Source organism: Brevibacterium yomogidense (assembly GCF_900163715.1).
GTDB lineage: Bacteria > Actinomycetota > Actinomycetes > Actinomycetales > Brevibacteriaceae > Brevibacterium > Brevibacterium yomogidense_A.
In genome coordinates this window covers 61,012-74,074 of the sequence record NZ_FWFF01000022.1, presented here as the reverse complement: position 1 = coordinate 74,074, position 13,063 = coordinate 61,012, and the positions used below count along the sequence as shown (strand labels likewise).

Below are 13,063 nucleotides of genomic sequence, written 5' to 3'. Positions count from 1 at the left end.
ACCATGCCGCAGAACGTCGCAGAGAAGCTCATCCACTCGCACCTGATCGAGGGGACGCCGGAGCCCGGGAATGAGATCGGGCTGGCGATCGATCAGACCCTCACCCAGGACGCCACCGGCACGATGGTGATGCTCGAGCTCGAAGCACTGGGATTGGACCGCATCCGCACGGAGCTCTCCGTGCAGTACGTCGACCACAACCTGCTGCAGACGGATCAGAAGAACCCCGAGGACCACATGTTCCTCCAGTCCGCGGCACAGCGCTACGGACTGTGGTTCTCCCGCGCCGGCAACGGCGTGTCCCACCCGGTCCACCAGGCCCGCTTCGGCCGGCCCGGGGCCACGATGATCGGCTCCGACTCCCACACGTGCGCTGCCGGTGCACTGGGCATGCTGGCGATGGGTGTGGGCGGCCTCGAGATCGCCATGGTCATGGCCGGCGATCCCCTCTACGTCTCGATGCCCCAGGTCTGGGGCGTCGAGCTCACCGGCACGCTCCCGGACTGGGTGTCCGCCAAGGACGTCATCCTCGAGATGCTGCGGCGCCACGGCGTGAAGGGCGGTGCCGGCCGGATCATCGAGTACCACGGCGAGGGCCTGGCGCAGCTCACGGCGATGGATCGCCACGTCATCGCGAACATGGGCGCTGAGCTGGGCGCGACGACCAGTGTCTTCCCCGCAGATCGCGCAGCCCGTGACTTCCTCACGGCCGTGGGCCGCGGCGATGAGTACACGAAGGTGGTCGCGGATCCCGGTGCCGCGTACGACGTGGAGGAGCACATCGACCTCTCCAGCCTGGAGCCGCTCATCGCGAAGCCGTCATCGCCCGGGAACGTCGTCCCGGTGCGGGAGGCTGCGGGCGAGGAGGTCTTCCAGGTGGTCGTCGGGTCGTCCGCGAACCCCGGACTGCGCGACTTCGCGGTCGTCGCAGAGATCATGCGCGACCACCAGCCGCACGATCGGGTGTCCCTCGACATCAACCCGTCCTCACGTGAGATCCTCGAGGACCTCACGAAGGGCGGCTGGACGTTCGACCTCATCCGCTCCGGTGCCCGCATCCACCAGTCCGGGTGCATGGGCTGCATCGGGATGGGTCAGGCACCCGCCGTCGGGCGCAACAGCCTCAGGACCATGCCCAGGAACTTCCCCGGCCGTTCGGGCACCGACGAGGACGCCGTCTGGCTGTGCTCGCCGGAGACCGCCGCGGCCGCAGCGCTCACCGGGACGATCACGGATCCGCGCGACCTCGACATGGCGTATCCGCGACCCAGGCTGCCGGACACGTACAGCGTCAACACGCGCATGCTCCTGCCGCCGCTGGGCGAGCGCGAAGCGCGCGACGTCGAGCTGGTCAAGGGCGAGAACGTGAAGTCCCTGCCCGAGTTCGACCCGCTGCCCGATGACATGGAGCTGCCGGTGATGCTCACGGTCGGCGACGACGTGTCGACCGACGAGATCATGCCGGCGGGCTCACGCGTCCTCCCCTTCCGCAGCAACATCCCGAAGATGGCGGAGTTCGTGTACCTCCAGGTCGACGACACGTATCCGACCCGCGCCGCGGAGTCCGACGGCGGCCACGCGATCGTCGGCGGCGACAACTACGGTCAGGGCTCGTCGCGTGAGCATGCAGTCATCGCGCCGCGCTACCTGGGGCTGCGGGTGGTCGTCGCGAAGTCCTTCGCCCGCATCCACTGGCAGAACCTCGCGAACTTCGGCGTGCTGCCCCTCGAGTTCGAGGACCCGGCGGATGCTGACCGGATCTCGCGGGACGACGTACTGCGCTTCACCGGACTGCGCGCAGCGCTGGAATCGTCCACGCGGGTGCCCGCCCAGGTGAACGGCGAGGAGATCGCACTCACACACCGCCTGTCCGCGAGGCAAGTGTCCATGGTGCTCGCCGGCGGTCGCATCGCCCACCGGGCCGGCGAAGACCCGACGATCGAGGCGAAGCCCGCTCAGCCCGAGGGGTGAGCCGCGCTCATGCGCTCCCGCGCCTGCGGGATCGCATGAACTCCCCCACCACGGCGGATCCCAGGTCGTCCGCCGACGGTGCGACGACCGTGCCGCGCACGCGGCGAGCCATCGCCTCGACGAAGCGCGCGAGGCCCCGGTCCTCGCCCAGCCGGAAGAACGTCGTCTGCACGCCCTGCCGGCCCACACGGTCCAGCTGCTCGATCGTCCGGTTGATCGTCGCGGAATCGGGCGGGTAGGAGAAGACGCCCTCGCCGCTGGGCGTGAGGTAGGCGGTGGGCTCGCCGTCCGTGACGACGAGCAGGACCGGCTGCGCTGTGGGGTGCTTCCGGAAGAACTCCCCCGCCAGCAGGAGGCCGTGATGCAGGTTCGTGCCCGGGTCGTACTCCGCGGACAGTCCCACGAGTGAGTCGAGGTCCGTCGTCCGGGCGACTCTGCCGAACGTGATGAGCGTGAGGTCATCGCCGCGGAATCGTGTGCGCACCAGATGGTGGAGGGCGAGTGCGGTGCGCTTCATCGGCAGCCACCACCCGTCCATCGCCATCGAGAACGACACGTCGACCAGCAGGACGACCGCTGCGCGCGTGCGCGCCTCCGTCTCCTGCACCTCGACGTCGTCGACGCTGATCCGCACCCCGCGTGCGGGGTCCCTGCCGTCTGCGGCCGTCCGCATGATCGCGTTGCCGACGGTCCGGGCGACGTCCCAGGGCTCCGTGTCTCCGAACTCCCATTCCCGCGTGGACCCGGTCTGCTCCCCCGCGATCCCGCTCAGTCGCGCATCGCGCTGGCCCGACCGGCCGGACAGCCGCGTCGCCACATCGCGCAGCAGCGTCTTGCCCAGGCGCTTCAGCGCCGCCGGAGACAGCCGCAGGTCACCGTCGGCACTGCGCCGCAGATAGCCCGACTCCTGCATCCGCTCCTCGATCTCCTTGAGCTTCTGCGCATCGACGACGGCATCGTCTCCCAGCTGCCGTCCCAGTGCGTCGACATCGACGTCCGACAGCGAGGAACCGGGGTAGGACTGGCTCAGCTGCTGTGCGAGGCGGTCCAGCTCCGCGAGGTCCTCGAGCGCACGGGCGCCGGCACCGATCCCGAGGCCCTCGTCACCCTCGAACTCCTCCGCACCGGTCCAGTCGAGATCGGGGCGCAGAGAGCGCAGACCCGCGTCCACGCGGTCCAGCTGGTCCTGCAGCTCCGGTGAGCCGAAGGCCTGCTGCGACAGCTGCGCGAGCTCCGCACGCTGCTCCTCGGTCATGGATGCGAGCATCCGCGCCGCCGCGGCAGAACGGCGCGCCAGCATGTCGACGAGCTCATCGAGGGTCGCGGGGTCCTCCGGCAGGAGGTCCCCGTGGGCCTCCATGAACTGCGTGAAGTCCTCGGCCGTGTCCTCGCCGCGCTCGCGCTTCTCCAGCAGGTCGCCCAGGTCGCGGAGCATATCCGCCACCCGCGTGCGGTCCTCGTCCGTCGCGTTCTCGAGCGCCTCCTTCATCCCCCGGAAGCGCGCGTCGAGCGCGTCACGGCCCAGCAGATCCTCGATCTGCGCGAACGCCTGCTGCGCGTCGGCCGACTGCCAGTCATAGCCGCGCAGCTCGGACACCGCGGCCGCGGGGGAATCCGGCAGGTTCTCCATCTGCATCTCACGGAACGTCCGGTCCGTGTCGTCCATCGTGACGTCCCGCGCGAGCTGGCCCCGCTCCGCGAGCACCGCCTCGTCGAGCAGCTTCTTCACCTGGTCGATCGTCCCGCCCAGGCTGTGGCGCTCCAGCAGCGCACGGCGAGCGCGCTGGACGTCGCCGGCGAGGTCGTCGAGACCGCGCGTGTCCGCGCCGCCCCGACGCAGATACTCCCGCAGCGCCTGGTCCGGGCCGTAGCCGGCCATGACGTCGTCGGACATCGACGCCAGCGCCTCCGACAGGTCGACCGGCGGCGCAAGGGGGTCCGGACCGCCGGTGAAGCGGCCGTACCGAGCCCTCCGGTCCTCAGCCATAGACCGACTGCCCCTCCCCCGTCGCCTTCGACAGCTTCCGTGACAGGTAGAGGCCCTCGAGCGCCAGCTCGATCGCCGCGGCGCGCTGTCCCGCCGTAGTCGCGTCGAGTCGTTCCGCAACGGTGTCGTAGAGCTCCGACTCTGCGAGGTCCGGGAGATCGTCGAGGACCTCCGCCGCGGTGACCCGCGCGCCCGTAAGGAGGGTGAGGTCGCCGTCGAAGGCGGCGACGAGCGGCCCGAGGTCGACGCCGGCGAGCCGTTCGCGGGCAGTCTCAGCCGTCGCGATCCTCAGGCCGTAGTCGAGGATGTCGCGCTCACGGCCCTCCTCGCCGGGCTCGAACTCCACCTTGCCCCGCAGCACGTCGACCACGGTGCCGAGGTCGACGGGCCGGGCGACGGCTTCGGCGTCGTCAGCCGCACCGTCGACCCCGCGGACGGCGGCCCGGTGGCGGGCGGCCGCCCCGACCGTCTCCGCAGCCGCGATCGCGAACCGTGCGGACACCCCCGACGACTGGTCGATCGCAGGTGACTCCCGCAGCCCTCTGGTGAAACGGGCGATGATCTCGAGGAGGTGGTCGGGCACCTCCGCGGCGAGTGCGGCCTCCTGCCGGATGATCGCGATCTCACCGGCGAGGTCGTCCGGGTAGTGGGTGCGGACCTCCGCACCGAACCGGTCCTTGAGCGGCGTGATGATGCGGCCGCGGTTCGTGTAGTCCTCCGGGTTCGCGGAGGCGACGACGAGCACGTCCAGGGGCAGGCGCAGCACATAGCCGCGGATCTGCACATCGCGCTCCTCCATGACGGTCAGCAGCGCGACCTGGATGCGCTCCGCCAGGTCGGGCAGCTCATTGATCGCGACGATGCCGCGGTGCGCGCGGGGCACCAGGCCGAAGTGGATCGTCTCCGGGTCGCCCAGGCTACGGCCCTCTGCGACCTTCATCGGGTCGACGTCGCCGATCATGTCTGCGACGGAGGTGTCCGGTGTGGCGAGCTTCTCGACGAACCGCTCCGACCGGTGCCGCCACACGATGGGGAGGGCATCGCCGTCCGCCGCGGCTCGCGTCCGAGCCGCCGCGGTGATCGGCAGGAACGGGTCCTCGGAGAGGTCGGTGTCCGCGATCGCGGGCGACCATTCGTCGAGCAGGTGCGTCAGCGCGCGGAGGAGTCGGGACTTGCCCTGTCCCCGCTCGCCCAGCAGCACGATGTCGTGGCCCGCGATGAGTGCGCGCTCCACCTGGGGCAGCACCGTGGCCTCGAACCCGTGGAGGCCCGGCCACGGGTCCTCACCGGCAGCGAGCTTCGCCAGCAGATTGGTGCGGATCTCATCGCGCAGCGAGCGATACCGGTATCCCGCGGCACGGAGCCCGCCCAGAGTGGTGATGTCAGACGGGCGGGAGTCTGCGGTGGGCTGCGCGTCGACGGGTGAGAGGACTTCATCGTGGGTGCTCACACCTCCACGCTAGACCGGTTCCGGGCGGGGGTCGAGGGGGTGGGACGGTCCACTCGACGAACCGCACGCGGACTCAGGCGCGGTCGGCGTCAACCCACTCCCGACCGGCCATGCCGTGCTGTCCGGCATAGGCCGCCCTGCGCGGCTGCTCCCAGCCCGCCAGCAGCTCGTCGTCGAGTGCGAACACCTCGACGCCCAGCGGGTGGCACACGCTGAGCGCATCGCCCGCGTCCTCACCGAACATCGGCACGGAGAGGTCCCCGCCGGGACACGTCGACAGCGCCACGAGCAGGTTGAACTCGGCGAAGAACTCGAAGTGGTCGCCCTGCTGCGCCGGGCAGGTCTTCATGAAGTACTCATCGCGGTCGTTGAGGCCGGTGCACTGGAAGACGTTGAGGACGTCGTGGACGTCGAACTCCGTGAGCGCATGCGGGGCGATGGCGCGGGTGAGGTTCGAGTGGCAGTGGTAGTCGAAATCCTCTCCCTCGAGCATCCGGTTGACGTAGGGGTCGCAGCGGGTGCCCAGCAGATCGTGGACGCGGCCGCCCTCCGAGTCTTCGCCGTAGTCGCGCAGCGAGTCTCCGGTGATCGTCACCATCGGCCGCAGGAAGGGCAGCGTGGACCACAGGCGGTCGAACTCGGTGACGTGCGCGGCCTGGAGCTGACGGGTCCGCGCAGCCCACATCCTCTCCCTCGGATCCGCCAGGCTCCAGATGTTCAGGTCCGCCACCTGCGGGCCCTCGATGGTGGTGATGCGGCAGACGTGCCCGGCAGGCACGACCCATGCTCGACCCGAGCGGATGGGCACCGTCAGGTCCTCCACCAGACTCTGCTGCTGGGGCGAGCGATCCCGGATCGCCGTGTAGAAGGCCCGGTCGACATCGAGCGGACCTCCGGGCACGGACTGGTACGCGGCTGCTGTCAGATCCATCGTTGCTCTCCTTCGTCGGCCTGCGGCCTGTCGGTCCGGCCCGGTCCCATCCGGTCCGGCCCGAAGGCGCTCGCTCATCCGGTCCGGTCCGGAGGCGCTCGTCCGCTCCAGGCTGTCAGCTCTGGGCTGTCGGTTCCAGGAACTCCCTCTTGATCTCGCGCTTGCGGATCTTGCCCGCCGCGTCGCGCAGCTGTCGCGTCGTGCCGACGATGTGGCGCGGCCTCTTCACCTTCGCCAGGTGCTCGGTGAGGAATCCGTCGAAGTCTCCGGGGACCTCGCCATCGGCGGTCTCGATGATGAGAGCGGGAACGGAGCCCAGGTCCTCGTCCGGGATCCCCACGCAGCAGGAGGCGAGGACGGCGGGGTGCATATCACTGACCGCCTCCACTTCTGCCGGGTAGACGTTCACACCACCCACCAGCAGCATGTCGGATCGCCGGTCGGTGAGGTACAGGTAGCCGTCCTCGTCCACCCGTCCGATGTCTCCCACCGTCTCCCACTGGTCCTCGGCGGACTCGGCCTCGGCGCCCAGGTAGTGGTACGACGGCGGCTCGCCGACGCCTCGCCGCAGCCAGACCTCGCCCGTCTCCCCGACCGGGACCGGGTTGCCGTCGTCGTCTCGGATACTCACCTCGCCCACCTTGGGAGTCCCGACAGAGCCCGGGTGCTCGAGCCATTCCGCGCCGGTGAGCGCAGTCGCCGCCTGCCCCTCCGTGGGTCCGTACAGCTCGTAGATCACGTCTGCACCCAGCCAGTCGATCCACGCGCGCTTGAGCCACTGCGGGCATGGGGCCGCGACGTGGAAGAAGGTCTCCACGGATGACAGGTCATAGCCGAACTTCACGTCGTCGGGCAGCTTCCAGATGCGCTGCATCATCGCGGGCACCGCGTAGACCCACGTGGCGCGGTGCTTCTCGATCATGACCAGCGTGGTCTCCGGGTCGAAGCGCTCCATGAGCACCGTCGTGTTCCCCAGGGTGAGTGCGGCGAGCGCGTCGCTGAAGGAGGCGTTGTGGTAGAGCGCCGCAGTAATGAGGCAGACGCCGTTCTCCGGCACACCCATGACTCTGCCCAGCTGCGCGATCGCCGCAGGATCGCCAACGGCCCCGGAGACGATGAGCTTGGGTCGGCCCGTGCTGCCGCCGGACGTCGGGGACTTGAGCTGGGGTGAGACCACGGCCGGCAGCGGGTCCGCGGAGAGCTCGTCGGCCGCGCTCAGGTCTGTGATCCGCGGGACCGACAGCGCCCGGTCGGTCGTGTCGACGGCCAGAGCGGGGCTCCCCACTTCGACGATGGCGTCGAGCTCGCTCTGCACGAGCTTGTCGGACACCGGCATGGGGACCGCACCGATCTTCCACGCAGCGATCGCCGCGTGCATGATGAGCGAGCCGATGCGTGACGAGATGAGCACGAAGTCCCCGACCTCCGCCCCACGCTCCTGGAAGTGCCGGGCGAGCTGGTTCGTGCGGGCCTCCAGCTGGGCGAAGGTGCTGGTATCGGTCGCGTCGATGAGTGCTGTGACCTCCCCGCGTGATGCGGCGAGAGCCTCGAACTGCTCCTGGAACGTCGCACGGACGTCCACGTCGAGCAGCGGCGCATCCGTCGCCGCCGTCGACTGCTGCGCCTGCGTGGATCCCTGTGTCGCGGATTGCTGTGTCACGGTATCGAGCCCCTCTTGCTCCGGCGGCCACAGCGTTCTCGTCGCGACTCTGCTGACGCGCGTGTGTGCCTCTCACCTGCAGATTAGGGTGTGGAATCGAACGAGGTCAATCCGGCCTATTCCTTTGCTACTCTCACAAGTGAAGCTTGTTTCATTTTTTTCGGGCTTCGTCCTTTCCGCATTTGATTCAAAGGTGAACACATGAAAAGGGCACTTCAGCCATGGTCCGCACGGTCACGAGCCGTCACCGCCACAGCCGCCGTCGCGGCGCTCAGCCTGGCTCTCTCCGCGTGCGCCGGCAGTGCCGGCGCGGGAGGCTCATCCGGCGAAGCCGGCGACGGCTATGAGTACGGGGCCCCACAGGAGGACATCGACGCCGCCATCGCGGACCTCGACCCGGTGACGATCAACTATCAGATCCCGGCGACGTCGATGGAGTCACCGCAGTCCCCGATGGGCACGAACTTCAAGGAGGCCGTCGAGGAGCGGTCCGGCGGGAAGATCACAGTCGATCTCGCCTGGAACCAGTCGATCGCCACCTACGACGAGATCCACGACGCCCTCGCCGACGGTCGCGTCGACATGGCCTTCACACTCCCCTCGTACGACCCGGCCCGGTTCCCCGCCTTCAACGCGCTCAACGACATGCTGGGCGGCGATCCGTCCTCCCCCATGCTCGGCGAGATGATCGTGAACACCGTCGCAGCGGACGTCGCCTGGAAGACACCGGAGATCCTCGCGGAGCTCGAGGACAACGGCGTGACGCCCTTCGTCCCGGTGATGGCATCGAGCAACTACTACTCGATCTGCACCGAACCCGCGCCTGATCTGGACGATTGGCAGGGCCTGCAGGTGCGCGTGGGGTCTCCCGCGGCGAACGACATGGTCGATCATGTGGGAGGCACCCCGGTGTCGATCGCGGGTGTCGAGGCCTATGAGGCGCTGCAGCGCGGGACCATCGACTGCACGCTCGCCGTTCTGTCCGACGTCGTCCAGGGCGGGTTCTTCGAGGTCGCCCCGACTCTGGGCTACCCGACGGAGACGAGTTTCCCCCGCGTGTCCGGTGCGATCCTCACCGGCACGGGCGTCGAGCAGCTTCCGCTGGCCTATCAGCAGATCCTCTTCGACGCGTTCGACCAGTATTACCAGGGCAGCCTGGAATCAGGGATCGGCAGCAAGGTCGATGCGATCACGACTGTGAATGAGACCGGAGTCGACATCGAGGAGGCGTCGTCCGACCTTCAGGACGAGGTCCGATCGTTCGCAGAGCTCCTGCGCGAGGACGTCGCGGAGTCCGGCGTCATCGGCGATGACATCGTGGAGCGCCTCGACGCATCGCGCGAGCACTGGACCTCCACGATCGAGGAGATGGGCTACGAGGAAGGCGGCGAGTTCTCCGAGTTCGACGAGTGGTACGACCCGGAGACCGACTACACGCCGCTCGCCACGGCTCTGTTCGAGGAGTCCATGCTGGAGCACCGGCCCAGCTGATCAGGCTGATCCGCTGATCCGAGCTTCCGCCGCACCGGTGCTGGGCGCGGCACCTCACACGAGGTGCCGCGCCCTTCAACGGCTGCACCCCTCAGACGATCGACCGGTTCCGTGTCCGGAGGTCCTCCGGGAAGCGGTCCCGCGAGTACGTGATCGTCGAGTACCCGTGCGGCTCGGGCTGCCCCTCCTCGTTGAGCCCCACGAACACGATCTTGTCGATCGACAGGATGGTGTCGCCGGTGATGATGTTCCGGACCTCGCAGCGCATCGTCAGCGAGGTGCGTCCGAAGTGCACGGCCTGCAGGCCGATCTCCAGGATGTCGCCCTGCGTCGCGGAGGACACGAACTCGATCTCCGAGATGTACTTGGTGACGATCCGCTGATTGCCCAGCTGGATCATCGCGTAGACGACTGCCTCATCGTCGATCCACCGCAGCAGGCTGCCGCCGAACAGCGTGCCGTTCGCATTGAGGTCCTCCGGTCGCACCCACTTGCGGGTGTGGAAGTTCATCGCATCGAAGAGGTCTTCTCCGTGAGGACCCTGGTGTGGCTGTGCATCGGCCATCGAGGACCGACCTCCTTCCGGCATGGCGCACCGCGCAGTGGGCGCGGGCGGGTTCGAGGTGAATGAGCGTGGGTGTGGGCGAGGACCGGGCGACGACTACGCGAGGTCGCGGCGCAGTTCCTCTGCGATCGTGAGGGCCGTGGCGGTCTGCGTGTCAGTCGCTCCGTACTCCGGCAGGCAGTCGGTGAGGAGGACGACGACCTGATCGGCGAGCACCCGGTCCTCCAGGACCGGCACCCGGCGCCCGTCCGCGCGCAGATCGGACAGATGGGCGAGGGCCTCCCGGATGCGCATGCGCCTCCCGGAGTCCAGCTGCGGCGTCGACAGGCCCATCACGCGAACACGAAGGCGGCGGACCTCCTCCAGGAGGGCCGCCGCCGTCATGTCCGTCTGCATCGTCTGCCTTGTCGAACCCGTCAGTTCGACCGGAAGTACGACAGCAGGCGCAGGATCTCGATGTAGAGCCACACGAGGGTGACCATGAGCGAGAACGCGCAGACCCACGAGTACTTCTCCGGGATCTTGTGGCGCACGCCCTGTTCGATCATGTGGAAGTCCGAGACCAGCGTGAGTGCCGCGAGCACGACTGCCACACCGGAGATGAGGACGCCCAGCGGCATCGAGATGCCCAGGATCGTGATCTCCATCGTGCGGGCGTTCATCTCTCCGCCGGACAGCATCGCGAAGCCGAAGTTCACCAGCGAGAACACGGCGTAGCCGCCCACCGCCAGCATGAGGAACTTCATGAAGCCGGAGCTCATGCGGATGATCTTGAACTTGAACAGCGCGAACATCACGAGGAAGACGCTGAGCGTGCCCAGCACCGCCTGCATGACGATACCGTCGTACGCGTTCTCGAACGTGCTCGAGATGCCGCCGAGGAACACGCCCTGGATCGCCGCATAGGTCAGGATGAGGCCCTTGCTGGGCTCCTTCTTGAACGCGATGATCAGGCCGATCACCAGCGCCACGATCGCCGACGGCATCGCCAGCATCGGAACGATCCATCCGACGACCGCGCCCGCGAGCAGGACCGCGAAGCAGATCCCGGTCTTCATGAGGACGTCGTCGTAGGTCATCGACCGTTCGGCGACCGGCTGGGACTGGTATGCCGGCGCGTCGTACATCTCCTGCAGCTGCTGGTCGGAGGGGGCCGGGATGCGGTTCTGCTCCTGCCCCGCCCGGATTCCGTCGTTGAGGCCACGGCGCACGAGCGGATTGCTCATCGGGGTCCTTCCCATCGAAGATCAGGTGTGGTCGAGTCGAGACCAGTCTATGGATGAACCCTGTATCACTTCACAGAATTCCCACGTCTCGGACTGATCGTGATGTCGCCGTGATCGCGCCGGTCAGTAGGTGGTGCTCGTGCCCGGGCCGAACGGGATGCCGAGAGCCCACCATGCGAAGAAGAAGATCGTCCAGCACAGCCACATGGTGATGCTCAGAGGAATGGTCAGCGACAGCAGAGTGCCGATGCCCGCGTCCTTCTTGTAGCGCTGCACGAAGCCCAGGATCATGATGAAGTACGGGCTCATCGGAGACACGATGTTGAACGTGGAGTCGCCGATCCGGTACATCGCCTGCGTCGTCTCCGGCGAGATGCCCAGCAGCATGAGCATCGGCACGAGGATGACGCTCAGCAGCGTCCAGAGGCCGGTGCCCGACGTGATGAAGAGTGCTCCCATCCCGACGAGCAGCGAGGCGCCCAGGAGGATGACGAACGGACCCGCATCGACACTCTGGAAGAACTCCGCGCCGTTGATCGCGAAGATCTCGCCCAGCGACGACGCGGAGAAGACGGCGAGGAACTGGGAGGCGGCGAAGAACAGGACCATCACCTGGACGAAGGGGCGCACGCCCTCGGCCATCATGTTGGGGATCGTCTCCCACGTCCTGATCGAGCCGGTCACGACTCCGTAGGCGATGCCGAGCACGAAGAAGCCCAGACCGACGATCGCGGCGATGCCGGCCATGAGACCGGACTCCGGGCCGAAGCCGCCCTCCGCGTCACGGAGGAACGAGGCCTCCGGCAGTGCCAGGACGATGACGAGGCCGATGCCCAGGACCATGGTGATGAGTGCGGCGATCATGCCGCGCTTCTCCGTCGCCGAGGCGCCGCGCGCGAACTCCCGGTGGTCGTCCACCCCGTCGTCGGCGTCGGCGTCGACGGTCAGCTGCTCGCCGCGCTTGTTGAGGAGCAGCTCCGTCACGAGCGTCACGGCGAAGGCCACGACGAACATCGACGCGAAGTTGAAGTAGAGGTTCGCCACGGGTGTGACGACGTACGACTCGTCGATGATCTGCGCGGCGGACGTCGACAGCCCGCCGAGGATCGCATCGAGCGAGTTGACGAACGGCGCCGCAGAATAGCCGCCGGACGTCGCCGCATAGGCGACCGCACAGCCGATGATCGGGTTGCGGCCCACCGCCTTGAACGCAATGCCGCCCAGGGGGATGACGATCATATACGCGGCGTCCGACGCCATCGACGCGCCGGAGCCCACGAGCGCGACGATGACCGTGACCCACCGCGGTGAGGCGGAGCGCAGAGCGGCCTTCATGAGTGCGGGGATGAGCCCGGACTGCTCCGCCACTGCGACGCCGAACAGCACGACGAGCACCAGGCCCAGCGCCGGGAACGTCACGTAGTTGTTCACCGCATTCGACACCAGATCGCGCAGCGCCTCCGCGCCGAACAGGTTGGTGACGACGACGTCCTCGCCCGTCGCGGGATTGACCGCAGACGTCCCCAGTGCGGAGAACAGCGCGGACAGGAGCATCACGATCAGCGCGAGGCCCAGGAAGAGCCAGAACGGGTGCGGCAGCTTGTTGCCGGCCTTCTCGATGACGACGAGGGCCCGCATGAGGGGGCCGAGCCGCTCCCCACCTGTCTCGCGAGCGGGGCTGGGGCCGGCGGCCGTGGAACCGGACACGGTTACTCCTCATGACGGTTTGCAGTGGGGCTGGCCGCGCCGTGGCAGCGTGATCGCGAGCACTCGGCGGCGGAC

At 68.2% G+C, this 13,063-nt stretch carries 10 protein-coding genes; 2 read left to right on the top strand and 8 right to left on the bottom strand.

Features of this window, described 5'->3' with window-relative positions:
* Positions 1–3 precede the first annotated feature (3 nt).
* Complete coding sequence (locus tag FM105_RS14335) at positions 4–1,971, top strand: aconitate hydratase (protein ID WP_087009412.1); 1,968 nt, start codon at positions 4–6, stop codon at positions 1,969–1,971.
* A gap of 7 nt (positions 1,972–1,978) precedes the next feature.
* On the opposite strand, the gene FM105_RS14330 is transcribed toward FM105_RS14335, so the two are convergent.
* From FM105_RS14330 to FM105_RS14315, 4 genes are all read right to left on the bottom strand, one after another.
* Positions 1,979–3,958: a vWA domain-containing protein gene (locus FM105_RS14330; RefSeq protein WP_087009410.1), complete on the bottom strand. Its 1,980-nt coding sequence runs from the start codon at positions 3,956–3,958 to the stop codon at positions 1,979–1,981.
* Positions 3,951–5,339, bottom strand: coding sequence for a sigma 54-interacting transcriptional regulator (locus tag FM105_RS14325; protein ID WP_087009442.1), 1,389 nt, complete (start codon positions 5,337–5,339; stop codon positions 3,951–3,953). The genes FM105_RS14330 and FM105_RS14325 overlap by 8 nt, the downstream gene beginning before the upstream one ends.
* Positions 5,340–5,481: 142 nt before the next feature.
* Complete coding sequence (locus FM105_RS14320) at positions 5,482–6,339, bottom strand: urea carboxylase-associated family protein (RefSeq protein WP_087009408.1); 858 nt, start codon at positions 6,337–6,339, stop codon at positions 5,482–5,484.
* 115 nt (positions 6,340–6,454) lie between these two features.
* Positions 6,455–7,999 carry an AMP-binding protein gene (locus tag FM105_RS14315; RefSeq protein ID WP_143275903.1) on the bottom strand — a complete coding sequence of 515 codons (1,545 nt, stop codon included), beginning with the start codon at positions 7,997–7,999 and terminating at the stop codon, positions 6,455–6,457.
* A 201-nt stretch (positions 8,000–8,200) separates the two neighbouring features.
* Between FM105_RS14315 and FM105_RS14310 the strand changes: the two genes are divergently transcribed.
* Positions 8,201–9,490 (top strand): C4-dicarboxylate ABC transporter substrate-binding protein, encoded by a 1,290-nt coding sequence (locus tag FM105_RS14310; protein WP_087009404.1) that lies wholly within the window; start codon positions 8,201–8,203, stop codon positions 9,488–9,490.
* A 91-nt stretch (positions 9,491–9,581) separates the two neighbouring features.
* Here FM105_RS14310 and FM105_RS14305 read toward each other — a convergent pair whose 3' ends face one another.
* From FM105_RS14305 to FM105_RS14290, 4 genes are all read right to left on the bottom strand, one after another.
* A complete protein-coding gene (locus tag FM105_RS14305) occupies positions 9,582–10,055 on the bottom strand; it encodes an acyl-CoA thioesterase (RefSeq protein WP_373404789.1) in 474 nt (157 codons plus the stop codon).
* A 96-nt stretch (positions 10,056–10,151) separates the two neighbouring features.
* Positions 10,152–10,451 carry a hypothetical protein gene (locus FM105_RS14300; RefSeq protein ID WP_087009402.1) on the bottom strand — a complete coding sequence of 100 codons (300 nt, stop codon included), beginning with the start codon at positions 10,449–10,451 and terminating at the stop codon, positions 10,152–10,154.
* Positions 10,452–10,471: 20 nt separating this feature from the next.
* The gene (locus FM105_RS14295; protein ID WP_087009400.1) at positions 10,472–11,281 is read right to left on the bottom strand and encodes a Bax inhibitor-1/YccA family protein; all 810 of its coding nucleotides are present in this window, start codon (positions 11,279–11,281) and stop codon (positions 10,472–10,474) included.
* Between the two features lie 123 nt (positions 11,282–11,404).
* Positions 11,405–12,988: an AbgT family transporter gene (locus FM105_RS14290; protein ID WP_087009398.1), complete on the bottom strand. Its 1,584-nt coding sequence runs from the start codon at positions 12,986–12,988 to the stop codon at positions 11,405–11,407.
* Positions 12,989–13,063: the final 75 nt, after the last annotated feature.

Coding starts and splice junctions, on each gene's coding strand:
- FM105_RS14320 (WP_087009408.1), bottom strand. CDS start 6,339: ATGGATCTGACAGCAGCCGCGTACCAGTCCGTGCCCGGAGGTCCGCTC.
- FM105_RS14335 (WP_087009412.1), top strand. CDS start 4: ATGCCGCAGAACGTCGCAGAGAAGCTCATCCACTCGCACCTGATCGAG.
- FM105_RS14295 (WP_087009400.1), bottom strand. CDS start 11,281: ATGAGCAATCCGCTCGTGCGCCGTGGCCTCAACGACGGAATCCGGGCG.
- FM105_RS14310 (WP_087009404.1), top strand. CDS start 8,201: ATGAAAAGGGCACTTCAGCCATGGTCCGCACGGTCACGAGCCGTCACC.
- FM105_RS14330 (WP_087009410.1), bottom strand. CDS start 3,958: ATGGCTGAGGACCGGAGGGCTCGGTACGGCCGCTTCACCGGCGGTCCG.
- FM105_RS14300 (WP_087009402.1), bottom strand. CDS start 10,451: ATGCAGACGGACATGACGGCGGCGGCCCTCCTGGAGGAGGTCCGCCGC.
- FM105_RS14305 (WP_373404789.1), bottom strand. CDS start 10,055: ATGGCCGATGCACAGCCACACCAGGGTCCTCACGGAGAAGACCTCTTC.